The organism is Mycolicibacterium sp. XJ879 (genome assembly GCF_053483935.1).
Genome location: NZ_JBEFTH010000006.1, coordinates 11491 through 36951, shown reverse-complemented (window position 1 = coordinate 36951; position 25461 = coordinate 11491). Strand labels below are relative to the sequence as shown.

Annotated in this window: 27 protein-coding genes; 10 read left to right on the top strand and 17 right to left on the bottom strand. The window is 68.3% G+C overall.

The features are described from left to right. Positions 1 to 27 precede the first annotated feature (27 nt). Both ygfZ and ABQF13_RS15330 read left to right on the top strand, forming a co-directional pair. Positions 28 to 1101 carry a CAF17-like 4Fe-4S cluster assembly/insertion protein YgfZ gene (gene ygfZ, locus ABQF13_RS15335; RefSeq protein ID WP_448393627.1) on the top strand — a complete coding sequence of 358 codons (1074 nt, stop codon included), beginning with the start codon at positions 28 to 30 and terminating at the stop codon, positions 1099 to 1101. Positions 1102 to 1227: 126 nt separating this feature from the next. Beyond that, positions 1228 to 1395: a DUF3073 domain-containing protein gene (locus ABQF13_RS15330; protein ID WP_448393626.1), complete on the top strand. Its 168-nt coding sequence runs from the start codon at positions 1228 to 1230 to the stop codon at positions 1393 to 1395. Between the two features lie 4 nt (positions 1396 to 1399). On the opposite strand, the gene purM is transcribed toward ABQF13_RS15330, so the two are convergent. Further along, positions 1400 to 2473 (bottom strand): phosphoribosylformylglycinamidine cyclo-ligase, encoded by a 1074-nt coding sequence (gene purM, locus ABQF13_RS15325; RefSeq protein ID WP_448393625.1) that lies wholly within the window; start codon positions 2471 to 2473, stop codon positions 1400 to 1402. A 323-nt stretch (positions 2474 to 2796) separates the two neighbouring features. Between purM and ABQF13_RS15320 the strand changes: the two genes are divergently transcribed. Next, positions 2797 to 3759 carry an NAD(P)H-binding protein gene (locus tag ABQF13_RS15320; RefSeq protein WP_448393624.1) on the top strand — a complete coding sequence of 321 codons (963 nt, stop codon included), beginning with the start codon at positions 2797 to 2799 and terminating at the stop codon, positions 3757 to 3759. A 9-nt stretch (positions 3760 to 3768) separates the two neighbouring features. Here the strand turns inward: ABQF13_RS15320 and purF are convergent, their stop codons facing one another. Further along, positions 3769 to 5352 (bottom strand): amidophosphoribosyltransferase, encoded by a 1584-nt coding sequence (purF, locus tag ABQF13_RS15315; protein ID WP_448393623.1) that lies wholly within the window; start codon positions 5350 to 5352, stop codon positions 3769 to 3771. A gap of 12 nt (positions 5353 to 5364) precedes the next feature. After that, the gene (locus ABQF13_RS15310) at positions 5365 to 5769 is read right to left on the bottom strand and encodes a sterol carrier family protein (protein WP_448393622.1); all 405 of its coding nucleotides are present in this window, start codon (positions 5767 to 5769) and stop codon (positions 5365 to 5367) included. Positions 5770 to 5785: 16 nt separating this feature from the next. Between ABQF13_RS15310 and ABQF13_RS15305 the strand changes: the two genes are divergently transcribed. Then, entirely contained in the window at positions 5786 to 6991 is a 1206-nt protein-coding gene (locus ABQF13_RS15305; RefSeq protein ID WP_448393621.1) for an MCE family protein, read from the top strand. 36 nt (positions 6992 to 7027) lie between these two features. Here ABQF13_RS15305 and ABQF13_RS15300 read toward each other — a convergent pair whose 3' ends face one another. From ABQF13_RS15300 to purL, 3 genes are read right to left on the bottom strand one after another with little or no spacing between them, the layout of a single operon-like run. Then, entirely contained in the window at positions 7028 to 7678 is a 651-nt protein-coding gene (locus tag ABQF13_RS15300) for an Rv0804 family intramembrane glutamic endopeptidase (protein ID WP_448393620.1), read from the bottom strand. Beyond that, positions 7675 to 9405 (bottom strand): alpha/beta hydrolase, encoded by a 1731-nt coding sequence (locus ABQF13_RS15295; protein WP_448393619.1) that lies wholly within the window; start codon positions 9403 to 9405, stop codon positions 7675 to 7677. Before ABQF13_RS15295 ends, ABQF13_RS15300 begins: the two co-directional genes overlap by 4 nt. After that, entirely contained in the window at positions 9402 to 11708 is a 2307-nt protein-coding gene (gene purL / locus ABQF13_RS15290) for a phosphoribosylformylglycinamidine synthase subunit PurL (RefSeq protein ID WP_448393618.1), read from the bottom strand. The genes ABQF13_RS15295 and purL overlap by 4 nt, the downstream gene beginning before the upstream one ends. Before the next feature lie 109 nt (positions 11709 to 11817). Between purL and ABQF13_RS15285 the strand changes: the two genes are divergently transcribed. Beyond that, positions 11818 to 12048 carry a hypothetical protein gene (locus ABQF13_RS15285; protein WP_448393617.1) on the top strand — a complete coding sequence of 77 codons (231 nt, stop codon included), beginning with the start codon at positions 11818 to 11820 and terminating at the stop codon, positions 12046 to 12048. 6 nt (positions 12049 to 12054) lie between these two features. On the opposite strand, the gene ABQF13_RS15280 is transcribed toward ABQF13_RS15285, so the two are convergent. Further along, positions 12055 to 12405 carry a VOC family protein gene (locus ABQF13_RS15280; RefSeq protein ID WP_448393616.1) on the bottom strand — a complete coding sequence of 117 codons (351 nt, stop codon included), beginning with the start codon at positions 12403 to 12405 and terminating at the stop codon, positions 12055 to 12057. 63 nt (positions 12406 to 12468) lie between these two features. Between ABQF13_RS15280 and ABQF13_RS15275 the strand changes: the two genes are divergently transcribed. Further along, a complete protein-coding gene (locus ABQF13_RS15275; protein WP_448393615.1) occupies positions 12469 to 12858 on the top strand; it encodes a nuclear transport factor 2 family protein in 390 nt (129 codons plus the stop codon). Between the two features lie 7 nt (positions 12859 to 12865). Here ABQF13_RS15275 and ABQF13_RS15270 read toward each other — a convergent pair whose 3' ends face one another. Continuing rightward, positions 12866 to 14143: a M18 family aminopeptidase gene (locus ABQF13_RS15270; protein ID WP_448393614.1), complete on the bottom strand. Its 1278-nt coding sequence runs from the start codon at positions 14141 to 14143 to the stop codon at positions 12866 to 12868. 42 nt (positions 14144 to 14185) lie between these two features. Between ABQF13_RS15270 and ABQF13_RS15265 the strand changes: the two genes are divergently transcribed. Both ABQF13_RS15265 and ABQF13_RS15260 read left to right on the top strand, forming a co-directional pair. Beyond that, positions 14186 to 15226, top strand: a complete 1041-nt coding sequence (locus ABQF13_RS15265) for a Dyp-type peroxidase (protein WP_448393613.1) — start codon at positions 14186 to 14188, stop codon at positions 15224 to 15226. Beyond that, positions 15223 to 16026, top strand: coding sequence for a family 1 encapsulin nanocompartment shell protein (locus ABQF13_RS15260; protein ID WP_448393612.1), 804 nt, complete (start codon positions 15223 to 15225; stop codon positions 16024 to 16026). The genes ABQF13_RS15265 and ABQF13_RS15260 overlap by 4 nt, the downstream gene beginning before the upstream one ends. 18 nt (positions 16027 to 16044) lie before the next feature. Here the strand turns inward: ABQF13_RS15260 and purQ are convergent, their stop codons facing one another. From purQ to ABQF13_RS15245, 3 genes are read right to left on the bottom strand one after another with little or no spacing between them, the layout of a single operon-like run. Continuing rightward, a complete protein-coding gene (gene purQ, locus ABQF13_RS15255; RefSeq protein ID WP_448393611.1) occupies positions 16045 to 16719 on the bottom strand; it encodes a phosphoribosylformylglycinamidine synthase subunit PurQ in 675 nt (224 codons plus the stop codon). Then, entirely contained in the window at positions 16716 to 16955 is a 240-nt protein-coding gene (purS, locus tag ABQF13_RS15250) for a phosphoribosylformylglycinamidine synthase subunit PurS (RefSeq protein WP_448393610.1), read from the bottom strand. The genes purQ and purS overlap by 4 nt, the downstream gene beginning before the upstream one ends. 35 nt (positions 16956 to 16990) lie before the next feature. After that, complete coding sequence (locus tag ABQF13_RS15245; RefSeq protein WP_448393609.1) at positions 16991 to 17656, bottom strand: ATPase; 666 nt, start codon at positions 17654 to 17656, stop codon at positions 16991 to 16993. Between the two features lie 45 nt (positions 17657 to 17701). On the opposite strand from ABQF13_RS15245, the gene ABQF13_RS15240 reads away from it, so the two are divergent. Further along, the gene (locus tag ABQF13_RS15240) at positions 17702 to 18376 is read left to right on the top strand and encodes an MBL fold metallo-hydrolase (RefSeq protein WP_448393608.1); all 675 of its coding nucleotides are present in this window, start codon (positions 17702 to 17704) and stop codon (positions 18374 to 18376) included. Positions 18377 to 18439: 63 nt separating this feature from the next. Here ABQF13_RS15240 and ABQF13_RS15235 read toward each other — a convergent pair whose 3' ends face one another. The 4 genes from ABQF13_RS15235 to ABQF13_RS15220 all read right to left on the bottom strand — a co-directional run bounded on the left by ABQF13_RS15235 (position 18440) and on the right by ABQF13_RS15220 (position 21949). Continuing rightward, a complete protein-coding gene (locus ABQF13_RS15235) occupies positions 18440 to 20077 on the bottom strand; it encodes an FAD-binding dehydrogenase (RefSeq protein WP_448393607.1) in 1638 nt (545 codons plus the stop codon). Between the two features lie 24 nt (positions 20078 to 20101). Next, positions 20102 to 20806: a DUF2334 domain-containing protein gene (locus tag ABQF13_RS15230; protein WP_448393606.1), complete on the bottom strand. Its 705-nt coding sequence runs from the start codon at positions 20804 to 20806 to the stop codon at positions 20102 to 20104. Between the two features lie 68 nt (positions 20807 to 20874). Continuing rightward, positions 20875 to 21372 carry a glutathione peroxidase gene (locus tag ABQF13_RS15225; RefSeq protein WP_448393605.1) on the bottom strand — a complete coding sequence of 166 codons (498 nt, stop codon included), beginning with the start codon at positions 21370 to 21372 and terminating at the stop codon, positions 20875 to 20877. A 10-nt stretch (positions 21373 to 21382) separates the two neighbouring features. Next, entirely contained in the window at positions 21383 to 21949 is a 567-nt protein-coding gene (locus ABQF13_RS15220) for a TetR/AcrR family transcriptional regulator (RefSeq protein WP_448393604.1), read from the bottom strand. 84 nt (positions 21950 to 22033) lie between these two features. Between ABQF13_RS15220 and ABQF13_RS15215 the strand changes: the two genes are divergently transcribed. Further along, positions 22034 to 22483: a DoxX family protein gene (locus ABQF13_RS15215; RefSeq protein WP_448393603.1), complete on the top strand. Its 450-nt coding sequence runs from the start codon at positions 22034 to 22036 to the stop codon at positions 22481 to 22483. Here the strand turns inward: ABQF13_RS15215 and ABQF13_RS15210 are convergent. Further along, the gene (locus ABQF13_RS15210) at positions 22442 to 24550 is read right to left on the bottom strand and encodes a S9 family peptidase (RefSeq protein WP_448393602.1); all 2109 of its coding nucleotides are present in this window, start codon (positions 24548 to 24550) and stop codon (positions 22442 to 22444) included. The genes ABQF13_RS15215 and ABQF13_RS15210 overlap by 42 nt on opposite strands. Beyond that, positions 24547 to 25452, bottom strand: coding sequence for a phosphoribosylaminoimidazolesuccinocarboxamide synthase (locus ABQF13_RS15205; protein WP_448393601.1), 906 nt, complete (start codon positions 25450 to 25452; stop codon positions 24547 to 24549). The genes ABQF13_RS15210 and ABQF13_RS15205 overlap by 4 nt, the downstream gene beginning before the upstream one ends. Between the last annotated feature and the right edge of the window lie 9 nt (positions 25453 to 25461).

Genomic DNA, 25461 nt, shown 5'->3' with positions numbered 1-25461 from the left:
GAAGCGTAGCGCCGTAAGGTTGAAGGTATGTCAGCCGTTTCCGCACCCGAGACCGGACCCGACGCCGGCGCCGTCTGGCACTATGGCGATCCGCTCGGCGAGCAACGCGCCGCGGCCACCGAGGCGGTCGTCGTGGACCGCTCGCACCGCGCCGTGATCACGCTCACCGGACCGGACCGCAAAACCTGGCTGCACAGCCTTTCCACGCAGCACGTCAGCGAGTTGCCCGACGGCGCGGTCACCGACAACCTGAGCCTGGACGGGCAGGGACGTGTGGAAGATCACTGGATCCAGACTGAACTGGGCGACGTCACGTATCTGGACACCGAACCTGGCCGCGGCGAACCGCTGCTGGCCTATCTGCGCAAGATGGTGTTCTGGTCCGACGTCACCGTCGAACCCGCCGACCTAGCGGTGTTGTCACTGCTCGGTCCGCGGCTGGCCGATCCCGCGGTGCTCGACGCGCTGGGTGTGGGTTCGCTGCCGGCTGAAGGCACCGCAGTCGCCCTTGCCGACGGCGGTTTCGTGCGCAGGGTGCGCGGGCCAGCGCTCGAACTCGACGTCGTGGTGCCGCGTGAGCGCGCCGCCGCGTGGCGCCAGCGCCTGGTGGACGCGGGCGCGCGGCAGGCAGGCGTGTGGACCTACGAGGCGCACCGGGTGGCCGCACGCCGGCCCCGGCTCGGCGTGGACACCGACGAGCGCACGATCCCGCACGAGGTGGGCTGGATCGGCCCGGCGGTGCACCTGGACAAGGGCTGCTACCGCGGGCAGGAAACCGTCGCGCGGGTCCACAACCTGGGTAAACCGCCCCGCATGCTGGTGTTGGTGCAGCTCGACGGCTCCACGGACCGGCCCGCGACGGGTGATCCGGTGCTGGCCGGCGGGCGGTCGGTCGGCCGGATCGGCACCGTGGTCGACCACGTCGACGAGGGCCCGATCGCGCTGGCGCTGGTGAAGCGCGGCCTGCCCGCCGACACCGAGTTGGTCACCGGCGGGGAGTCGGCCGTCGGTGCGGTCATCGACCCGGATTCGATGCCGCCCGCCGATGCCGTCGGCGCCGGAAGGCGCGCGGTCGAACAGCTACGCAGCGGCAAGCGCTGACCGCACGACACCCTGCCAGCACACCGCGGCCAGGCACGGTAAGGTGGGGGCAGGAAAATAAACGACATTCAGACCGGAGCCGCCTACAAATTGGGCCGCTCCGTTATTGCGCAAGGGGGTTCCCCCATGGGCCGCGGCCGGGCTAAGGCAAAGCAGACCAAGGTTGCTCGTGAGCTCAAGTACAGCTCTCCACAGACCGATTTCGAACGGCTACAGCGAGAGCTGTCGGGTGCTTCCGACGACGACAGGCTCAACGGCGACGACTGGGCCGACGACGACGAATGGCGCCCCTAGTCCGCTAAAAGCGCGGGTGACGCCCGACGAGCTTGGCTCTCGGAGCGTCCTTCCCACCCTTCTTGATGGTTCCTAGCGTCCAGCAGGTCAGGTGGCGCGCGGTCAGGATCGCCAGCGCGCGGTCGGTGTCCTCCGGCGCGACGATCGCGGCCATGCCGACACCCATGTTGAACGTCTTCTCCATCTCGGCCCGCTCGATGCGGCCGCGCTGGGCGATCATGCCGAACACCGGCGCGGGCGTCCAAGTGCCACGGTCGATTTCGGCCACCAGGCCGTGGGGGATGACGCGTTCCAGGTTTCCGGCCAGCCCGCCCCCGGTGACGTGGCAGAAGGTGCGGACCTGGGTTTCGGCGGTGAGCGCCAAACAGTCCTTGGCGTAGATGCGGGTCGGCTCGAGCAGCTCCTCGCCCAGGGTGCGGCCGAACTCCTCGACGTGGCCGGCCAGGTTCATCCGGTCGATCTCCAGCAGCACCTTGCGCGCCAACGAGTAGCCGTTCGAATGCAGCCCGGTCGAGGCCATCGCGATGATCACGTCGCCCGGCTTGACCCGGTCGGGGCCCAGCACGTCGTCGGCCTCCACGACGCCGACACCGGTGGCCGACACGTCATAGTGATCCGGTGCCATCAGCCCGGGATGCTCGGCGGTCTCACCGCCGAGCAACGCGCAACCGGCCATCACGCAGCCGTTGGCGATACCGGAAACCAGTTCGCTGATGCGCTCGGGCACCGTGCGCCCGACCGCGATGTAGTCCTGCAAAAACAGCGGTTCGGCCCCGCAGACCACGAGGTCGTCGACCACCATCGCGACCAGGTCGATGCCCACCGTGTCGTGCTTGTCCATCGCCTGGGCGACGGCGAGCTTGGTGCCGACCCCGTCGGTCGAACAGGCCAGCACGGGTTCGCGGTAGCCGCCGCGCAGCGCGAACAGGCCGGCAAATCCGCCGATCCCGCCGCGCACCTCGGGTCTGGTGGCTTTCTCGGCCAGCGGTTTGAGGAGTTCGACGGCGCGGTCCCCGGCCTCGATGTCGACCCCGGCGGACGCGTAGGAGATGCCGACAGGTTCGGCGCGTTCGGTCATCGACAGCAAGGCTACCGTCGCGGCGCGCGCCGCGGTAACCACCTTCACAGATACCTATTCGCGGGTCAGCTCCGCAAAATCCCGTCCGACGTGACAGATTGACGCCCTCGGCCACCCCGTCGGTCGGTGTCGAGGCGGTGACGTTTCGCAGTCGACCGAGGACGGCGTCGGACCCGAACACGTCCACGTCGGGCGCCATCTCGGCCCGACCCCGCTGGTCGTGACCGTGGTCTACATCCAGCCGACCGGCCTGCCACTGTCGGAGGACGCGCCGGATCCGGGTTGCGGGTTTGCCTGAGGCATAAAACGGCCATAGAGCCGGGGTGCGACCTGACGAGATCCGCTGTCTGGTGACCGGGGCGACCGGCTACATCGGCGGCCGGTTGGTCCCCTCGTTGCTCGAGCGCGGACATTCGGTGCGGGCGTTGGCGCGCAACCCCGACAAGCTCGCCGACGTGCCGTGGCGCGACCGGGTCGACGTGGCGCGCGGCGACCTCGAGGACACGGCGTCGCTGCGGGCCGCCTTCGACGACGCCGACGTCGTCTACTACCTGGTGCACTCAATGGGTACCTCGTCGGATTTCGTCGCCGCCGAAGCCGCCGCGGCCCGCAACGTGGTGGCCGCGGCCGCCGACAGCGGGGTGCACCGGCTGGTGTACCTGGGCGGTCTGCACCCGTCCGGCACCGAGCTGTCGCCACATCTGCGGTCCCGGACCGCGGTCGGGCAGATCCTGATCGAGTCGGGCATCGAGACCGTGGTGCTGCAGGCCGGAATCGTGGTCGGGGCGGGGTCGGCGTCGTTCGAGATGCTGCGGCACCTCACCCAGCGGCTTCCGGCGATGACGACGCCGAAGTGGGTGCACAACAAGATCCAGCCGATCGCCATCGACGACGTGCTGCATTATCTGGCCGAGGCCGCCACCGCCGACGTACCGGAATCGCGCACCTGGGACATCGGCGGACCCGATGTGCTCGAGTACGGCGATGCGATTCAGGGCTACGCCGAGGTGGCGGGTCTGCGGCGCCGGTTGATCGTCGCGCTTCCGTTGCTGACCCCGGCGATCGCCAGCCTATGGGTCGGGCTGGTCACACCGATGCCGTCGGGTCTGGCCCGTCCGCTGGTCGAATCACTGGAATGCGATGCGGTGATGGGCGACCACGACGTCGACCGCATCATCGCGCCGCCGCCGGGCGGGCTGACCGGATACCGGGACGCGGTGGCAAACGCGTTGCAGCGCGGGCCATTACCGACCGATCCGCGCTGGGCGCATATGGGGCGCGGCTAGGGCCGACAGTTACGGTCGGCGAAGCGCCGAGGCGTTGTCGTTTTCCGTGACCGGGACGCCGGTGCGCGCGGCCGTCGCCAGCATGTGCTCGATGACGTTCTTGCCCAGCGCACTTTCACCCGGTAGCTCGATCGGGTAATTGCCGTCGAAGCAGGCGCTGCACAACCGTGACGCGGGCTGTTCGGTGGCCGCGATCATGCCCTGCTGGCTGACGTAGCCGAGCGTGTCGGCGCCGACGGCGTGGCGCACGGCTTCGAGCATCTCGCCCTGCGACTCGACCGCGTTGGCGATCAACTCGGCCGGGGTGGCGAAGTCGATGCCGTAGAAACACGGCCACTTCACCGGCGGCGACGCGATGCGCACGTGCACTTCGACCGCGCCGGCCTCGCGCAGCATCCGGATCAACGCCCGCTGGGTGTTGCCGCGCACGATCGAGTCGTCGACCACGACGAGCCGCTTACCGCGGATCACTTCCTTCAGCGGGTTGAGTTTGAGCCGGATACCCAGCTGACGGATGGTCTGCGACGGCTGGATGAAGGTGCGCCCGACGTAGGCGTTCTTGGTCAGGCCCTGCCCGAACGGGATGCCGGACTCCTGCGCGTAGCCGACCGCCGCCGGGGTGCCCGACTCCGGCACGCCGATGACCAGGTCGGCCTCAACGGGATGCTCGCGGGCCAACGCACGGCCGATATCGACCCTGGTCTTGTGCACCGAGCGGCCGACCAGCGTGCTGTCCGGCCGGGCCAGGTAGACGTACTCGAAAACGCAGCCCTTGGGTTCGGGGTTGGCGAACCGGGTGGAGCGCACACCGTCGGCGTCGATGGCCAGCAACTCACCGGGTTCGATGTCGCGCACGAACGAGGCGCCGACAATGTCGAGGGCCGCCGTCTCAGAGGCGACCACCCAGCCGCGGTCGAGCCGGCCCAGTACCAGCGGGCGCACCCCGTACGGGTCGCGTGCGGCGTACAACGTGTTCTCGTCGAGAAAGGTCAGGCAGAACGCGCCGCGCACAGTGGGCAGCAGCTCGAGCGCGGCCTGCTCCAGCGTCGCGTCGGCGGCGCCGTGCGCCAGCAGCGCGCCGAGGATGTCGGAGTCGGTGGTGGCCGCGGGAGCGCCGCGGGTGTCCAACAGCCCGGCTTCGCGCGCGCGGCCCGCGAGTTCGGTGGCGTTGACCAGGTTGCCGTTGTGCCCGAGCGCGACGCCGGTGCCGGCCGAGGTGTTGCGGAACACCGGCTGGGCGTTTTCCCAGGTCGTGGAGCCGGTGGTGGAGTACCGGCAGTGTCCGATCGCGACGTGGCCCTCCATCGCGGCCAGGGTCTGCTCGTCGAAAACCTGGCTGACCAGCCCGAGGTCCTTGAACACCAGCACCTGCGAACCGTCGGCGACGGCGATCCCTGCGGCTTCCTGCCCGCGGTGCTGAAGGGCGTACAAGCCGTAATAAGTGAGCTTGGCGACTTCCTCACCCGGCGCCCATACGCCGAATACGCCGCACTCTTCTCTTGGTTCGGGTTCGGGGGCGGTCACGATAGGGCTGCTCCATCGGGGCGGGGGTGACTCCACCAGCTTACGGTCTACCCCGACCAAAGTCGGCATCACGGCCGAGTGTCACCGGACACACTCGCCCTCGGCAGACACCAGCGGCAGCCACTGCGCGACCTCGCCGGCCCGGGCGCCTGAGAGCTGCAGCGCACCGCTGGCGACGGCGTCGGCCACCTCGAGCAGCCCGGTGGCCAACAGCAGCCAGGTGCGGGGGTCGGTCTCCACCACGTTGGGTGGGGTGCCGCGCCGGTGCGCGGGGCCGGCAATGCACTGGACCGCCACGAACGGCGGCACCCGCAGTTCGACGCTTGAGCCGGGAGCCGTCGCCGCCAGGGTGCGGGCGGTCAGCCGCACCGCCGCCGCCAACTCGGTGCGCGTCGGCGCGGGTAGGGATTCGTCGCGCAGCCACCCCCCGAGCGCCGCGACGGCGGCGCGCGTCTTCACAGGATCGGCACTACGACGGCTAGCCATACCCTAGATTCTCAAAATGGCCTTCGACCGCCACAATCCGCCGTACAAGGCGGCCGGAGCGGTGTTGATCATCGTCGCCGTGATCGCGGCCGGCTTCATCTACCTCCAGTTCCGCGGCGACCTGACCCCGAAGGCGGAGCTGACGGTGGTGTCGGCGCGGGCGGGCCTGGTCGTCGAGCGGGGCGCGAAGGTGACGTACAACGGTGTCGAGATCGGCCGGGTCGGCCACATCGGCCTCGTCGACGGCGACGGCGAACCGACGGCCGGCCTTCAACTCAACGTGGACCCGCGCTACCTGTCGTTGATTCCGGCCAACGTGCACGTCGACATCCGGGCTACGACGGTGTTCGGCAACAAGTACGTGTCGCTGACCGTGCCCGAGAACCCCTCGCCCGAACGGATCGCCAGCCACGACGTGATTCCGGCGTCGGCGGTGACGACCGAGTTCAACACGCTGTTCGAAACCGTGGTGGCGATCGCGCAGCAAGTCGATCCGGTCAAGCTGAATCAGACCCTGTCCGCGACCGCCGAGGCGTTGACCGGCCTCGGGCACCGGTTCGGCGAATCCCTGATCGACGGCAACCGCATCCTGGCCGACCTCAACCCGCAGATGCCGCAGATCCACGACGACACCCGCCTGTTGGCCGACCTCGGCGAGGTGTACGCCGACGCGGCACCGGACCTGTTCGACGGGCTGGGTGACGCGGTGACGTCGGCGGCGACGTTCAACGCCCACCGCAGCGAACTGGACGCGGCGCTGGTGGCGACGCTGGGCTTCGGTGACGTCGGCGCGGACACCTTCGCGCGCAGCGGACCGTATTTCGTGCGCGGGGCCGCCGACCTGATCCCGACGTCGAAGCTCCTCGACGACTATCGCGGCATGATGTTCTGCAGCATCCGCACGTTCAACGAGATGGAGAAGGTGGTGTCGGAAACCCTTGGCGGCAACGGGTATTCGTTGGCGACCTCGTCGGGCACCATCGCAGGCGGAGCAAACCCCTACATCTATCCCGACAACCTGCCGCGGGTGAACGCGCGCGGCGGCCCGGAGGGTCGGCCCGGCTGCTGGCAGAAGATCACGCGTGAACTGTGGCCGGCGCCGTATCTCGTGATGGACACCGGCGCCAGCATCGCGCCCTACAACCATCTCGAGTTGGGCCAGCCGATGTACATCGAGTACGTGTGGGGCCGCCAGGTCGGGGAGCTGACCATCAACCCCTGAGCTCCCTTCGCCGAGCAGACGCAAAGTGTTGCTTTTTCAGCCAGTTTCGTACGCTTTTGCGTCTGCTCGCACCCGATACTGCACCCCCAGCGCCGCCACGGCGCCGGCTTCGTTGACGGCCAAGTGCGCGAGCATCGGCGTCAGCAGGCTGCCCGCGCGGTCGTGCAGCCACCCGAACAGCCAGCCCGCCGCGCCGGTCACCAGCACCGTGGGCAGCACCGGCGTCCCCGTACCGCGCGCGTCGGCGACGTGCGACAGGCCGAACGCGGCCGACTGCAGGAGCCTGCCGCCGGTCGGCCCGAACGCGTCGGCCGCGACGGTGCCGAGCACGCCCCGGTAGGCCACCTCCTCCGACCACACCGTGCCCAGCGGTATGCCCAGCAGCAGCCAGCGCGCCACCCCGGCGGGTACCTCGCGACCGCTGAGTTCGCGTCGCGCCCTCGGGACCGCGGTGGTCGCGGCGACGGCTGCCGTGACCGCCGCGGCCGTGGCCCCGCCCAGCCGCAGGCCCTGCCACACCCGCGGTGGCCGCAGCCCCAGCTCGGCCCGGGTGAGCACCGCGAGCGCGGTGGCGACCCCGGCCTGCGGGCCGGGATGCCAGCGCGACGGCAACCGGGGCAGCACCAGGCTCCAGCCGACGAGCCCGGCGGCCAGGCCCAGCGCTGCCGTCCGCTTACCGCCGGTCACTTGGGGGTGTCTTCGGCCGCGGCCATGGACTCGTGCAACGCCAGGCGCATACGTTCGGTGTCCTCGGATGTCCAGCCGTCGGGCGGGGCGACAGCGGCCCAGCCGTCGAGGATGTACTCGCCGTAGTTGTGGCCGTGTCCGTCCGGCACCGAGCTGGCGTTGGTCATATCGGCGGCGACCTGCCAGAACGTCACGATCGGATACCACCGCATCGTCGCGGAGCGGTCGATGCCCGGGGGCTCGCTGAGCCAGTCCGGTCGGGTGAACAACAGATCCTCCGACCACCACACGATCGGATCGGACGGGTGCTGCAGGAACAGCACCCGGGTGCCGTGCCACGGTTTCTCGGTGACCTGCGCGATCTGTTCGGCGTCAGTGGCCTGGGAGAAGCGCACCGTGCGGCCGTCGTCGTAGCGGGGTTCGACCACCGGTGTGCCGGGATCGCGCCGCTCGATGAGCGCCCGCCACAGCGGGCTGGCATTGGGCGGGCCCACCCACAGCACCGACGAGAAGCCCATCTGCGAGATGTCGGGCAGCCAGCTGAACGCGGCCTGACCCGCCATCGAGCCGAGGCTTTCGCCGTACAGCATGAGGTTGGGCCGCCGGTCCGGGGGCTGCTGAGCCCACCGCTGCTGGACGGCGTCGATCATCATGCGTCCGGACTCCATCGACTTCTGCCGGTCGCCGAGAAACGAAATCCAGCTCGGCAGAAAGGAATACTGCGATGCGACCAGCGCGGTGTCGCCGTTGTACATCATCTCTACCGCGCGTGCGGCGATCGGGTTCACCCAGCCGGTGCCGGTGGTCGGGATGATCACCAGCACCTTGCGGTCGAACGCGCCGGTGCGCTCGAGTTCGCTGAGCAGCACGGCCATCCGCTCCTCGTCGGTGTCGGCGGTCTGCAGGCCGACGTAGACGCGGATGGGCACCTTGGCCGGGGCGCCGTTGAGCCGGGTCAGCTCGTCGACGTCGGGTCCGGTGCCCACGAAGTTCCTGCCCTGATATCCCAGGGTGTCCCACCCGGCGAAAGACTCTGGGCTGCCGGATCTTTCGGGTTCCAGCGGTTGGGTGACGCCCGCTCTGGTAGTGGTGTTCTGCGGCTGGAACACGCGGTTGGCGCCGGCCAGAAAACCGCGGATGAGCACGCCGTTGACCAACAGGATGACCAGCACCACGACGATGGCCGTCCCGATGAACAGGGCCACTTCGTCGTTGAGGCGCCAGCGCCTGATGAAAAACCGTGCCATGGTCTTGATTACGTCGAGCAGCAAACGGGACACGGCCACGCATACCGCGGCGACGAGGATCGCGATCGTCAGGGTGCGCAGGTAGGCCGGGGTCTCCGGGCCTTCGATGCCCATCTTCGCCGAGATGTGCCGCTGCCACGCCGCCGCGGGCACCAGCATCAGCAGGCAGGCCGCGATTGCGCCGACCACGACCACGGTCTTGAGCAGCCGCAGCACCCGTTTCGGCGGCGGCCACCACTGCGCGCGCCGTAAGACGAAGCGATGCAGAAGGGTTCCGGCGAACACCCCGATGCCGTAGCCGATCGCGGCGTTCAGGCCGCCGATCCCACCCTGAAACAGCCAGCCGCGCGGCAGCAACGACGGGGTCAGCGACAGGCAGAAGAACAGCGCACCGAAGGCGATACCGACGAAGTCCAGGCGAAGCAGGCGCCAGGCCCAGACGTATACCGGATGTCGTTCGTCGTCGGTGCGCTGGTTCACCCGAACAACCTGGGTAGCACGCCCTCCGACGTGCTGCGCAGATCCTCCAGACTGACCGTGAAGTGGTCTTGTACCTCCACGGCCTGGCTGCCCTGGTCGACGACCCCGATGCGGGTGGCGGGCAACCCACGGGCCTCGCACATGGCCCGGAACCGGCTTTCCTCGGTGCGCGGCACGGCGACGAGCACCCTGCCCGCCGACTCCGAGAAGAGGAAGGTGAAGGGGGCTGTGCCTTCTTGCCAACCTTCGGGAAGCACGATGCGGCAACCGGTTTCACCGGCCAGCGCGGACTCGACCACGGCCTGGATGAGCCCGCCTTCGGACAGGTCGTGGGCCGCGGAGACCAGCCCGTCGCGTGAGGCGGCGGTGAGCACGTCGGCGAGCAGTTTCTCGCGTTGCAGGTCGACCTTCGGCGGCAGCCCGCCGAGGTGGTCGGCGGTGACCTGCGCCCAGATCGAGCCGTCGAATTCGTCGCGGGTGTCGCCGAGCAGGATCAGCGTTTCGCCCGGTTCGGCGCCGAAACCGGTGGGGATGCGGCGCTTCACCTCGTCGATGACGCCGAGCACGCCGACGACCGGGGTCGGCAGGATCGCGGTGGCACCGGTCTGGTTGTAGAAGCTGACGTTGCCGCCGGTGACCGGGATACCAAGCGCGACACAGCCGTCGGCCAGACCGCGGACCGCCTCGCTGAACTGCCACATGACCGCCGGGTCCTCCGGTGAGCCGAAGTTGAGGCAGTTGGTCACCGCGATCGGGGTGGCGCCGGTGACCGCGACGTTGCGGTACGCCTCGGCCAGCGCCAGTTGCGCGCCGGCGTACGGGTCCAGCGCGGTGTAGCGGCCCGACGCGTCGGTCGAGATCGCGATGCCGCGCCCGGTCGTCTCGTCGACGCGCAGCATGCCGCCGTCGGCGTTCTCGGCGAGCACGGTGTTGCCTCGCACGTAGCGGTCGTACTGCTCGGTGATGAACGCGCGGCTGCACAGGTGCGGACTTGAAAGCAGCGCAAGCAAAGTCGCCTTCAGGTCCTCGCCGGTGGCCGGCCGCCGCAGCTTTGCCGACGTGTCGGCGTTCAATGCGTCCTGGGTGTCGGGCCGCTGCACCGGGCGTTCGTAGACCGGGCCCTGATGCGCCACCGTGCGCGGCGGCACGTCGACGACGGTCTGGCCGTGCCAGGTGATGCGGAGCCGATCACCGTCGGTCACCTCACCGATGACGGTGGCCAGCACCTCCCACTTGCGGCAGACCTCGAGGAACTTCTCCACGTTTTCCGGTGTGACGACGGCGCACATCCGCTCCTGCGATTCGCTGGACAGGATCTCGGCGGGCGTCATGTTCGCCGCGCGCAGCGGCACCTTGTCCAGCTCGACCGTCATCCCGCCGTCGCCTGCTGACGCGAGTTCTGAGGTGGCGCAGGACAATCCGGCTCCGCCGAGGTCCTGGATCCCGACCACCAGATCGTTGGCGTACAGCTCGAGGCAGCACTCGATCAGCACCTTCTCCATGAAGGGGTCGCCCACCTGCACGCTCGGCAGCTTCTTGCGGCCCGCGCCTGCCTCGTCACCGCCGAACGTCTCCGAGGCCAGCACCGACACACCGCCGATACCGTCCAGGCCGGTGCGCGCGCCGAACAGGATGATCTTGTTGCCGGTTCCGGAAGCGAACGCCAGGTGCAGGTCTTCCTTGCGCAGCACCCCGACGCACAGCGCGTTCACCAACGGGTTGCCTGCGTATGAGGCGTCGAACACGGTTTCGCCGCCGATGTTGGGCAGGCCCAGGGAGTTACCGTAGCCGCCGATACCGCGCACCACCCCGTCGAGCACACGGCGGGTATCGGGTGCGTCAGCGGCGCCGAACCGAAGCTGGTCCATCACCGCGACGGGCCGTGCACCCATCGCCATGATGTCGCGCACGATGCCGCCAACGCCGGTCGCGGCACCCTGGTACGGCTCGATGTAGGACGGGTGGTTGTGCGATTCCACCTTGAACGTGGCCGCCCAGCCGTCACCGATGTCCACCACGCCGGCGTTCTCACCGATGCCGGCCAGCATCGACTGGCGCATCTGCTCGGTGGTGGTCTCGCCGAAGTAGCGCAGATGTACCTTCGAGGATTTGTAGGAGCAGTGTTCGCTCCACATCACCGAGTACATCGCCAGTTCGGCGTCGGTGGGCCGTCGCCCCAGAATCTCGCGGATCCGCTCGTACTCATCGTCCTTGAGACCGAGTTCGCGGAACGGCTGCGGGTGTTCTGGGGTGGCGGCGGCGTGGTCGACAGTGTCGACCTCAGCAGGAAGCCCGGACGTCACGCCACCAGTCTAGTTTGGGGCACCGCCGGCATCGGTTTGACACGGGTTTCCGCATCGCCGCGGCGGGTAGCCGAACTGTGTCACACGAAATACGGAAGGAAGGTGACCCATGACTACAGCGACCGAAGCCGGCCAGGTGACCGGAACCAAAGACAAGAACTACAACCTGATCTGGTACACCGAGCAGTGCTTGGAGAACGCGTTGAAGATGGAAACCTACATCGAAGACGCCAAACGCGACGGTGACAACGCAGTGGTCGAGCTGTTCCAGAAGGCGCAGGCCGACAGCCGCAAGGGCGCCGAGATGGCCAAGCAGCTACTCGCGCAGCGGCTGGGCTGAGCAGGCTCAGCCGGCAGCACCGATACAGAACGCGTTGCCCGCGGGATCGGCGAGCACCACCCAGCGAAAGTCGGCACCGAAGCTGTGCCTGCCGGTTTCGCGGGCACCCAACCCGACCAGCCGCTTGACTTCGGCCTCCACGTCAGCGGCCGTGAAGTCGATGTGCACCTTGTTCTTGCCCGGCGTCGGATCGGGCACCCGCTGAAAACCCAGCGTCGGCCCGCCTGCGCGGGTGACGGTCACGAATTCGCCTGGCGCAAAGGCGGTTACTTCACCGCCCACCGCCTGCGCCCACCACCGGGCCAGCGCTTCGGGATCATCGCAGTCCAGCGTGACCATTTCCACGTTAAGAGCCATGCCGCTGACCCTATTACCTCGCGCGTAATTGAGCGCCCGCCGCGGCGCGCGCAGGCTCAACGCATGACAACCATCCAAATCCCACCGAAGTTCAGCGCCGAGATGTGGGCGGCCTTCTGGGCCGCACCGACCGCAACACCGATCGAAGACATCCTCGCCGAGGACATCGTCGGCTACTGGCAGGGCGAGCCGACGCCGGTCCGCGGCCGCGAGGCCTACGTCAGCAAGATCGCCGAGCTCGTGGCCGCCATCCCCGATCTGCGGCTGCGGCTGCTCGACAGCGCAACCGTACCGGGCCGGGCGCCCGGCGAGCAGCTGGTGTTCCTGCACTACACCGGCCACGGCACCGGCCCCGACGGCCCGGTTCTGATCCGCGGGCTCGACCGGGTCCGCACCCGCGACGGCATCGTGGTCGAGAACGTCATCCGCTACGACCAGGTCGACGAGTCCTAGACCTGGGTCAGGCCGGCGCCAGGAACGCCTGAAGCGCCGCGGCGTAGGCCGCGACGTCGGCGGCGCCCATCAGCTCACGCGCCGAATGCATGGCGAGCTGCGGCGCGCCCACGTCGACGGTCGGAATGCCGGTGCGCGCCGATGTCATCGGCCCGACCGTCGATCCGCACGGCAGGTCGGCGCGGTGCTCGTAGCGCTGCAACGGCACCCCGGCTTGCGCGCAGGCCAGCGCGAACGCCGCCGCGGTGCGCCCGTCGGTGGCATAACGCAGGTTGGGGTGCACCTTGAGCACCGGGCCGGCGTTGACTTCGATGAGGTGCGCGGGCTCGTGGCGCTCCGGGTAGTTCGGGTGCGTGGCGTGGGCCATGTCGCCGGAGGCCACCATCGAGCCCGGCAGCCGGCGCAGGAACTCCTCGCGGCCGCCGCCCTGGCTCAACGTGATGCGCTCCAGCACGGTCAGCAAGAACTCGGACTGTGCGCCGTGGTCCGATTGCGAGCCGACCTCTTCGTGGTCGAACAGCACCAGCACCGGTGTGTAGTCGCCCGGTTCGGCGGCCAGAAACGCCTCGAGGCCCGCGTAGCAGCTGGCCTGGTTGTCCAGCCGCGGTGCGCTGACCAGTTCATTGCCCGCGCCGATCAGCCGCGACGGTGTCAGGTCGTGGGTCATCAGGTCGGCGCCTAGCACATCGTCGACGTCGACGCCGGCCCGTTCGGCGACATAGCCCAGAACCGACCGCGGCCCGCCGCCGACGCCCCAGACCGCGTTGACGTGGCGCTGCGGGTCCAGCGCCACGGCCTTGCGATCCTCGGCCAGGTGGATGGCCAGCTGCGGCACCCGCAGGATCGGCTCGTCGATCCGCACCAGCGGGTGCGCGAGCCGGTTGCCGTCGCGCACCGAAAGCCGCCCGCTGATGCCGAGATCCCGGTCCAGCCACGAGTTCAGCCACGCGCCGCCGTAGGGCTGCAGCGCGGCCACCTGCCAGCCAGCGACGAACCGGTCGGGATGCTGTTTGACGCGCAGATTGGGGCTGTCGGTGTGGGCGCCGACGATGCGGAACGGCACACCAGGCTCACCGGTCTGCCATGCGAGCAGCGAGCCGGCGCGGACGCTGAAGAAACGGCCAACGGAGCTGGATTCGCCGCTCGCGGCGGAAGGCCACCCTTCGCCTTCGGCCAGCTCTCGGAACCCCGCCGACCGCAACCGCTCGGCCACCGTCGCGCAGACGTGAAATGGTGACGGTGACGCATCGATGAACTCACACAGGGCCTCTGGACTTGCCGTCATGGTTATTCATCATCGCTGACGATCTTGATCTAGGGTCGAACCGTGCCCGACCCCTTACCGCAGCCTGTGCTGGCGCCGCTCACCCCGGCGGCCATATTTCTGGTGGCGACCATCGACGAGGGTGGCGAGCAGGCCGTGCACCAGGCGCTGCCCGATATCTCGGCGCTGGTGCGCGCGATCGGATTTCGCGATCCGACCAAGAACCTCTCGGTGGTGACGTCGATCGGCTCCGACGCCTGGGACCGGTTGTTCTCCGGGCCGCGGCCCGCCGAACTGCATCCGTTCATCGCGCTCGACGGGCCCCGCCACCACGCCCCGTCGACCCCGGGAGACGTGTTGTTTCACATCCGGGCCGAGTCGATGGATGTGTGCTTCGACCTGGCGAGCCGACTCATCGCCGCGACCGAGGGCGCGTTGACCGTCGTCGACGAGGTGCACGGCTTCCGGTTTTTCGACAACCGCGACCTGTTGGGTTTCGTCGACGGCACCGAGAACCCCGACGGCCCACTGGCGCGCAGCGCGACGCAAATCGGCCCAGATGATGGGGAGCATCCCGATTTCGCGGGCGGCTGCTATGTGCACGTGCAGAAGTACACGCACGACATGGAGGCGTGGGCCGCGCTTCCGACATCCGAGCAGGAACGGATCATCGGCCGCACCAAGCAGGACGACATCGAACTCGACGACGCGGTCAAACCCGCGAACTCCCATGTGGCACTGAACGTCATCGAGGACGACGAGGGTGAAGAACTCAAGATCGTGCGCCACAACATGCCGTTCGGCGAGATCGGCAAGGGTGAGTTCGGCACCTATTTCATCGGTTACTCACGCACGCCCGAGGTCACCGAACGGATGCTGGAGAACATGTTCCTCGGCGATCCGCCCGGCAACACCGACCGACTGCTGGACTTTTCCACCGCGGTGACGGGCTCGATGTTTTTCACCCCGATCGTCGACTTCCTCAATAACCCACCGCCGCTGCCCAATTCAGCGGCATCCGATCAATCCCCGTCGCCTACCGTGGCAGCCCCGGCCAGCTATGCCGGTTCGCTTTCGATCGGCAGCCTGAAAGGAACGCCATGAACAACCTGTATCGCGACCTCGCTCCGATCACCGAGGTGGCCTGGGCCGAAATCGAGCAGGAGGCGACCCGAACGTTTCGGCGGCACATCGCCGGACGTCGGGTCGTCGACGTCAGCGAACCGGGCGGACCGGTGATGGCCGCGGTGACCACCGGACATCTGCGTGACGTGGCGCCGCCCGGGGAGGGCGTGGTGGCCCACCTGCGCGAGAGCAAGCCGCTGGTGCGGCTGCGGGTGCCCTTCACGGTGACGCGCACCGCGATCGACGACGTCGAGCGCGGTGCGCAGGACTCTGACTGGGATCCGGTCAAGGAGGCCGCCCAGACGCTGGCGTTCGTCGAAGACCGGGCGATTTTCGAGGGGTACGCGGCCGCCGCCATCGAGGGCATCCGCCAGTGCAGCTCCAACCCGGCGCTCGCGCTGCCCGACGATCCACGCGACTTCGCCGACGTCATGGCCCAGGCGTTGTCGGAACTGCGGCTGTCCGGTGTCGGAGGGCCGTATTCGGTGCTGCTGTCGGCGGAGGCCTACACCAAGGTCAGCGAAACCACCGAGCACGGCTATCCGATCCGTGAGCATCTCAACCGGCTGATCGGCGGCGGCGACATCATCTGGGCGCCCGCCATCGACGGCGCGTTCGTGCTGTCCACCCGCGGCGGCGATTTCGATCTGCAGATCGGCACCGACGTGGCGATCGGCTACCTGTCACACGATGCAGGCACCGTGCAGCTCTACCTCGAAGAGACGCTGACGTTCCTGTGCTACACCTCGGAGGCCTCGGTCGCCCTGACCGCCGGCTGACCCCATCTGCCGCGAGACTCAGGCCGCGAGCACCGAGTCCAGCGCGGAGTAGAAGATGCCCAATCCGTCGTCGGACGGGCCGGTCAGCGCCTCGGTGGCGTGTTCGGGGTGCGGCATCAGCCCGACGACCCGGCGGTTCTGCGAGCAGATCCCGGCGATATCGCGTTGGGAGCCGTTGGGGTTGTCCCGGTAGCGGAACACCACACGGTCCTCGCCCTCGAGTTCGTCGAGCACCTGCTCGCTGGCGACGTAGCGGCCCTCACCGGATTTCAGCGGCACCAGGATGTCGGCGCCGAGGTCGTAACGCGACGTCCACGCCGTGGAGTTGGAGGCCACCTGCAGCCACAGGTCACGGCACACGAAATGCAAACCGGCATTGCGGGTCAGCGCGCCGGGCAGCAGGCCCGCCTCGCAGAGCACCTGAAAACCGTTGCAGATGCCCAACACTGGCATGCCGTGTTTCGCGGCGGCCACCACTTCGCCCATCACCGGCGCAAACTTCGCGATGGCGCCCGCGCGCAGATAATCGCCGTAGGAGAAGCCGCCGGGCACGATCACGGCGTCGACGTTCTTGAGGTCGGCGTCGGCGTGCCAGAGGTTCACCGCGGTGCCGCCGGCTAACCGCACGGCCCGCGCGGCGTCGATGTCGTCGAGCGTGCCGGGAAATGTGATGACCCCCACACGTGTACTCATGACTGCTCCCTGCTCACCGACCAGTCCTCGATGACGGTGTTCGCCAACAGCGATTCGGCAATTTGCGCCAACGTGTCGTCATCGATGCTGTCGTCGACCTCGAGTTCAAATCGCTTGCCCTGCCGCACATCTGAGACGCCGTTGTACCCGAGACGGCTCAACGCGCCGACGATCGCCTGGCCCTGCGGATCGAGGATTTCCGCCTTGGGCATCACGTGCACCACCACCTTTGCCACGGCGACAACTGTACCGGCGAGTCAGCGCCCTGGTCTCATCGGCACGATCCGAGGTAGGCCCCGCACAGCGGGGTCGCCATGGCGTCGAAGATCTGCACGTCGGGAACCGGCGACCAGGGCACCCGCGCCGGCAGCGTCGACCACATCGCCAGCTCGACGATGGTGCTGCTGTCGGGGTGGGCCAGCAGGTACTGCCGCATGATCTGCTGGCCCGCCACGCTGATCACCGCCGCGAGCCGATCGGGTTGGTCGGTGGTGATCGACGGCGAGACGAACGGCGCGGTCAGCTGGCAGCTGCGCAGCCGGGTTTTGGCCTGCTCGAACGTCTGCGTCGCCGTCGGGCCGCCCTGGGACACCGGGCCGCGCCAGTGCACCACCTGCGCCTGCAGCTGCCATTCGCCGGGCGGGTTGGGCACCGCCGCCTGCGCGGCGACGGCGTGGTCGCGGGGGTCGGCGATGACGGGCGGGCTGGCGCAGGCCTGTTCGAACGCGAAACGCGGCGCGGTGGCGGTGACGGCCAGCTCGGCGAGCCCTGGCCAGCGATAGACCGGGTACAGCGGGATCGCGGTGGACACCATCCACGCCGAGTCGGGGATGGTGTTGCAGGCCGGCGGGCAGATGTCTGGGGCGGCGTGTACCGGCGGACCTGGTATGACGGCCAGTCCACAGGCCGCCAGGAGCACCGCGAGCATCATCCGCACGCTTGAACCACCCCCTGACAGCCTTAGGCCGCCACAATATTAGGTATGGAATTGACGCATTTCGGCCATTCATGCTTACTCGCGACGTTCACAACGGATTCCGGGGATTCCGGGGATTCCGGGGATTCCGGCACCACCGTTCTTTTCGATCCGGGCGTCTTCTCGCACGGCTTCGAGGGCATCACGGGCCTCTCGGCGATCCTGATCACCCATCAGCACGCCGATCACGCCGACACCGAGCGGCTACCCGCCCTGCTCGACGCGAACCCGCAGGCCGCGTTGTACGCCGACCCGCAGACCGCCGCGCAGCTCGGTGGGCCGTGGCAGGCCGTGCAGGTCGGCGATGAGTTGCAGATCGGCCACCTGACCGTGCGCGGCGCCGGCGGCCAACATGCGGTGATCCATCCCGAGATCCCCGTGATCGACAACATCTCCTACCTCGTCGACGACGGATCCCATGCCGCCCGGCTGATGCATCCGGGCGACGCGCTGTACATCCCGGGCGAGCCGGTCGACGTGCTCGCGACGCCTGCGGCCGCGCCGTGGATGAAGATCTCCGAAGCGGTGGACTACCTGCGGGCCGTCGCGCCGACACATGCGGTGCCGATCCACCAGGGCATCATCGATCCCAGCGCCCGCGGCATCTTCTACGGCCGGCTCTCGGAGATGACCGACACCGATTTCCAGGTGCTGCCCGAGGAGAACGGCGTCACCTTCTGACCGCGAGCAGACACAAACTCGCACGTTTGCCCCCGGTTTTGTGCGACTTCGCGTCTGCTCGCGCTAAGTGGAGGCGGCGGCGCGGCCCGCGGCCCGACCGGAGAAGATGCAGCCGCCGAGAAACGTGCCCTCCAGCGACCGGTAGCCGTGTACGCCGCCGCCGCCGAACCCAGCGGCCTCCCCCGCCGCAAACAGCCCGTCGAACACGCTTCCGTCGGCTTTGAGCACCCGCGAGTCCAGGTCGGTTTCCAACCCGCCCAACGACTTCCGCGTCAAGATATGCAGCTTGACGGCGATCAGCGGGCCGGCTTTGGGGTCGGTGAGCCGGTGCGGGGCGACGACGCGGCTGACCCGGTCGCCCAGATAGTTGCGCGCCACCCGGATGGCGGCGATCTGGGTGTCCTTGGTGAACTTGTTGACCACCTCGCGGTCGCGGGCGGTGACTTCGGCTTCCACCGTCGCGTAGTCCAGCGGCAGCACGTCGGGCACGTCGTTCATGGCAGACACCAAGTCGCGCAACGTGTTCGCACTGACGAAGTCCACGCCACGGTCGACGAACGCCTGCACCGGCGGCGGCGCGCCCGGACGCACCCGGCGCAGCACCTCGGCGATGCTGCGGCCGGTCAGATCGGGGTTTTGCTCCTGGCCCGACAGCGCGAACTCCTTGGCGATGATGCGGGCGTTGAGCACGAACCAGGTGTAATCCTGGCCCGTGCGCGCAATGTGTTCCAGCGTGCCGAGGGTGTCGAAACCCGGATACAGCGGCGCGGGCAGGCGGTTGCCGTGCGCGTCCAACCACAGCGACGACGGGCCCGGCAGGATGCGGATGCCGTGCATCGGCCAGACCGGGTCGTAGTTGGTGATGCCCTCGGTGTAGTGCCACATCCGGTCGCTGTTGATGACACGCCCGCCCGCCGTCTCGGTGACGCCGATCATCCGGCCATCGACGTGCGCGGGCACACCGGAGAGCAACTGGTCGGGCACCCGGCCCATCCGCTTGGGCCAGTTCTGCCGCACCAGATCGTGGTTGCCGCCGATGCCGCCGCTGGCGACGACGACCGCTTGGGCGCGGAAATCGAAGTTGCCGACGGGATTTCGCGACGACGCGATACCGCGTGCGTCGTCGGACGGCTCGAGCACGGTGCCGCGCACCCCGACCACGGCGCCACCTTCGACGATCAGCTCATCGACGCGGTGGCGATATCTGAACGTGACGGCGGGTGAGTCGAGCAGCCGGCGCGCGAAGACGTCGACGATGGCGGGCCCGGTGCCCCAGGTGATGTGGAACCGGGGCACCGAGTTGCCGTGCCCGCGTGCGTCGTAGCCACCGCGTTCGGCCCAGCCGACGAGCGGAAAGGTCTGTAATCCACGCTCGCGCAACCAGCTACGCTTCTCACCGGCCGCGAAGTCGACGTAGGCGTGCGCCCACCGCCGGGGCCAGTGGTCTTCTGGCCGGTCGAATCCGGCGGTGCCCAGCCAGTCCTGCAGCGCGAGCTCATGGCTGTCACGGATACCGAGCCTGCGCTGTTCGGGACTGTCGACGAAGAACAGCCCGCCGAACGACCAGTACGCCTGACCGCCGAGGTTGTTGGCGTTCTCCTGGTCCACGATCAGCACCCGCTTGCCGCGTTCGGCGACTTCGCACGCCGCCACCAGCCCGGCCAGCCCCGCTCCCACGACGATGACGTCAGCATCTGCCATGGCCGCCACGTTAGCGGTCAGGTGCTACGCCGCGGCCGGCATTGCCCGGTACGTCGGCCACTGATACACGCTGCCGGTGCAGTGGTGCAGTAGCGCGAGGTCGACGGCGTCGAGCATCGCCTGCCGTGGCCCGGGCCTGCGTAGCTGGCGTGCGGCGACCGCGATCCGCACGACGCCGCCGCGGCGCGCCGTGCGTTGCGCGGACAGCACCAGCGTCCGGCACCACCAGGGTTCGGAAAGGAAACCCTCGCCGATACCGAGCACCCGGGCGCGCACCGTCGTCGCACGGACCAGGTCGGTGATGCCGCTCAGCCCGGCAACAAGCCGGAACCCATTGCGCGGCAACGCCGTCGTCGTCCCCGTCGACAGGGCCCACCCGGGTGCGGCGAAAATCCTGGTGCGCAGCCCGGCGTGTTCCATCACCCGGTCGGCACCCATCAGCCGCAAGTTCGCCTCGTACGCGGGTAGCGTCGCGAACTCGCCGCGGCGCTTCTTGGTGGCGGCTTCGTCGAAGCCGTGCAGCACGACGGCGTCACCGCCGGCGCGGCGGGTCCTCAGCCAGTCCACGGTGGGCGCGTCGGCCTCGAGCCGGTAGCCGCCCTTGAGCCGGGGCGCAACCAGAAACGACGCGGGCACACCGCGCGTGTCCAGCTGGGCACAGAACGCGTCGACGTCGGCCAGGGTGCGGTCGCTGATCCCGCAGATCGAGACGATGAGTTGTCCAGCCACGCGCCCCACTGTGGCAACGCCAGGTGTCGCGACGGTGTCTGACACGTCGACGCCAGGTGGCCGCTGGTTTACTTCGGCAAGACCTCTTCGATGGCCGCGATCACCTCGGGCGCGTCGGGTTCGGTGCGCGGCCGGAACCGCTTGGCCACCTTGCCGTCAGGGGCCAGCAGGAATTTCTCGAAGTTCCACTGGATGTCGCCGGCCTCGCCGTCGGCGTCGGGTGTCTTGGTCAGCTGTTCGTACAGTGGATGCCGCTCTGCGCCGTTGACGTCGGTCTTGGCCAGCAGCGGAAACGTCACACCGTAGGTGGTCGAGCAGAACTCGCCGATCTCCTCGGCCGTGCCGGGCTCCTGTCCCATGAACTGGTTGCACGGCACGCCGATGACGGTGAGTCCACGGTCGCGGTAGTCCTTCGCCAACTGTTCCAGCGCCGTGTACTGCGGGGTGAGGCCGCACTTGGAGGCGACGTTGACCACCAGCGCGGCGCCGTCGGCCAACTGGCCGAGCGTGGTGTTCTTGCCGTCGAGTGTGGTCAGCGGGATATCGGTCAGCGGTGTGTCGGTCATGACTGGCACGCTACTCGCTTTTGAAAAGCATCCCCGCGACTCGGTGCACCAACGCGATCGGATCGTCGCCGGTGTCGATCGCTGGAATGTTGCCGTTCAGCCACAGCAGCGAAAAGCCGTGTACCAGAGACCATGCCGCAAGCGCCGCGGCTTGCGGGTCGCCGACGGCGCGGGAGTCGCCGAGGGTGCCGACGCCTTGCGCGAGCTCGGTGCCGGCCGCGCCCACCGCGGCCGTCAACTCGGGGTCTCCGGGCTTGACCAGGGCGCGGTCGAACATCACCGCGTAGTGACCGGGGTGGCCCAGCGCGAACCGCACATAGGCCAACGCGGCGTCGATGAACTCTCCTCGGGCGTCGGCGAGTTCGGCAGCCAGCAACCGCCAACCTTCGGCCGCCAGCGCGGTGAACAACCCGCGGCGGTCGGCGAAGTGGTGCGCGGGCGCGGCGTGCGAGACGCCGGCGGCCCGGGCCAGTTCGCGCAGCGAGATGCCGTCGGCGCCGCGCTCGGCCACCAGGTCGGCGGCCTGGGTCAGGATGACGGCCTTGAGGTCGCCGTGGTGATAGGACGCCTTGCTCACGGGGCCAGCATACCGGCTCAATCTTGACAATGACTAGATTTCGGCTCTACCGTGAACTTGTCACTGTCAAGATCGGAGTTTGTCATGGCTGTAGTTCTCGCCCTGGTGTTCGGCACGCTTGCGGCCCGGGTCGTCGGCTGGTTGGGAATCGACTACGTCGACAGCTGGCCCGCGGCGATCGCCGTCGGACTGGCCGCGATGTTCGCGCTCACCGGCGTCGCGCATTTCGTCAACCCGCTGCGCCGCGACATGATCGCGATCGTCCCGCCGCGGCTGCCCGCACCTGCCCTGCTGGTGAGCATCACCGGCGTGCTGGAACTTCTCGGCGCGGTCGGGTTGCTGTATCCGCCCACCCGGGTCGCGGCAGCGGTGTGCCTGTTCGCGCTGATGCTGGTGATGTTTCCCGCCAATGTCTACGCGGCCCGGATGCCCAACCCCCCGAAGTCGATGAACACGCGGCTGCCTCTGCGCACCGCCGAACAGGTGCTGTTTCTAGGCGCCGCCGCCATCGTGGTCGGCCTTGGCGGCATCTAGCAGCCAGGCGTACTGGAACGCGGCTTCCTTCCAACGTTCATAGCGTCCGCTGATGCCGCCGTGGCCGGCGTTCATCTCCGTCTTCAGCAGCACCGGCTCGCTGTCGGCCTTGGTGTAGCGAAGGGCGGCAACCCATTTCGCCGGCTCCACGTAGTAGACCCTGGTGTCGTTGAGCGACGTCATCGCCAGGATCTTCGGATACCGTTTGGCGGTCACGTTCTCGTACGGCGAGTACGACTTCATGTACTCGTAGACGGCCTTGTCCTCCAACGGATTTCCCCATTCGTCCCATTCGGTGACGGTCAACGGCAGCGACGGGTCCAGGATCGTGGTGAGCGGGTCGACGAACGGCACCACGGCCAGAACTCCCGCGAACACCTCGGGCGCCATGTTGGCCACCGCACCCACCAACAGTCCGCCTGCGCTTCCGCCGTGCGCCACCAGGTTCTCCGGGCGCGTGACGTCGGTGGCCACCAGATGCTCCGCCACCGCGACGAAATCGGTGAAGGTGTTCTTCTTCTCCAGCATCTTGCCGTGCTCATACCATGGCCTGCCGAGTTCGCCGCCGCCGCGCACGTGCGCGACCGCGAAGACCATTCCGCGATCCAGCAGCGACAGCCGCGCGATGGAGAAGCGCGGGTCTTCACACATCTCGTAGGCCCCGTAGCCGTACAACAGCGTCGGCGCCGGAAACTGCACGCCGATGCGGTGCACGATCGAGATCGGGATGCGGGCGCCGTCGGGCGCGACGGCCCAGTCCCGACGCTCAACGTAATCCTCTGGCCGGTAATCGCCGAGCACAGGCTGCTCGCGCAGCAGCGTGCGCTCACCGGTCGCCAGGTCGAAGTCGTAGATCCGGACGGGCGTCACGAACGAGGTCGCGCCGATCCGCAGCTTCGGTGAGCTCCAGTTCGGGTTGCCTGCCAGACCAGCCGACGTCAACTCGGTGTCGAACGTGATCTCTTGGGGCTGCCCGTATCGGCCGTCCTCATAGAGCGGCCACAGCTGGATCTTGGGCAGCGCCTCGCTGCGGTAGCCGACCACCAGATGCGATTCGAACGCGTCCACCGAATCCAGCCGCACGTCGTCGCGGTGCTCGATCAGCGTACGCGTCGCAGTCGGATCGGATACCGGCGCCTCGACGAGCGTGAAGTTCTCCGCACCGTCGTTGTGCAGGATCAGGAAGCGGTCCTGCCCGCCGACAACAGCGTGTTCCACCGAGTACTCGACGAGTTCGCGGCGCGGCCACACCGTGGCGAATTCGGCCTGCGGGTCACTCGCGTCGGCGTAGCGCATCTCCGACGTGACGGCGCTACCCGCCGCGATCAGGATGTACTTGTCGCTTCGGGTGCGGCCCACCGCGAGCCAGAACCGTTCGTCGGGTTCGTGATATGCGCGTTGCGCGGGCAACCCGGACCCGATGCGGTGGCGCCAGACGGTGTCGGGACGCCACGCGGCGTCGACGGTGGTGTAGTAGACGGTGCGGTTGTCGGCCGCCCACGTCACCCCGGGAGCGATCCCGACGATCTCGTCATCAAACAGCTGGTTTGTGCGTAAGTCCTTGAACCGCAACGTGTACCGTTCGTCGCCCTTGACGTCGACGGAATACGCCAGCACGGTGCCGTCCAGGCTCACCGACGCGGCGCCCAGCGCGAAGAACTCGTGTCCGTCGGCCTCCACGTTCTCGTCGAGCAACACCTGCTCGCCGGGTATCTCGGTGTTCTCGTCGAGCACCGGCGGCGTCCAGTCGTCGGGGTCCTCGACCGGGCAGCGGCAGTGCACGCTGTACTGCTGGCCTTCGAAGCTGCGCCCGTAATACCACCAGTCCTGGCGCCGGGTCGGCACGGAGAGGTCGGTCTCCTTGGTCCGGGCCTTGATCTCGTCGAAGATCTTCTCGCGCAACGGCGCCAGGTGTGCGGTGACGTGCTCGGTGTAGGCGTTCTCGGCGTTGAGGTGCTCGATGACCTCCGGGTTGGATTTGTCGCGCAGCCACTCGTAGGGGTCGACGAAGACGTCGCCGTGATGTTCGCGGCGGTGTTCGATGCGCTTGGCTTCAGGAGGGTTCACGCGGCGGTTCCGATCCAGTCGGCGAAGTTGCGGCCGGAAATACGTTCGTAGGCCTCGATGTAGCGCGCTCGTGTGGCGTCGACGATGTGCGCGGGTAGCGGTGGGGGTGGGTCCTCCCCGTAGCGGTCCCAACCGGACTCCGGGCTGGTGAGCCAGTTGCGGACGAACTGTTTGTCGAAGCTCTGCTGCACAACCCCTTCTTTCCAGTCGTCGGCGCGCCAGTACCTGCTCGAGTCGGGGGTGAACACCTCGTCGGCCAGTCGCAGCGTGCCGTCGTCGTGCACGCCGAACTCGAACTTGGTGTCGGCCACGATGATGCCCTTGCTCAGCGCGTAATCCGCGCCCTGGCGGTAGGTCCGTAGGGTGACATCGCGCACCTGCTCGGCGCGCTCGGCGCCGATCAGATCCACCACCGCGTCGAACGAGATGTTCTCATCATGCTGTCCCAGTTCGGCTTTGGTGGCCGGGGTGAACAGCGGCTCGTCGAACCTGCTGGCTTCGACCAGCCCGGACGGCAACGCGATCCCGCACAGCGTGCCGCTATTCTGGTAGTCGATCAGGCCCGAGCCGGTGAGGTAACCGCGGGCCACCGCTTCCACCGGAAGCATCTCGAGTTCGGCCACCACCAGCGCGCGGCCGAGCACTTCTTCGGGGATGCGCTCGTCGTCGGGCGGGCCGGCCAGGTGGTTCGGCGCATCAGCCGACCGGGCCAACAATTCGAAGAAGAACACACTCATCGCGGTCAAGATGCGGCCCTTGTCCGGGATCTGCGAGTCCAGGATGTGGTCATAGGCCGAGATGCGGTCGCTGGCGACGAACAGCAGCGTCGCGTCGTCGACGCGGTACAGCTCACGGACTTTACCGCTGGCCAGATGTTGGTAGTCGGACAGAGCGGGGCGCATCCGGCCAGC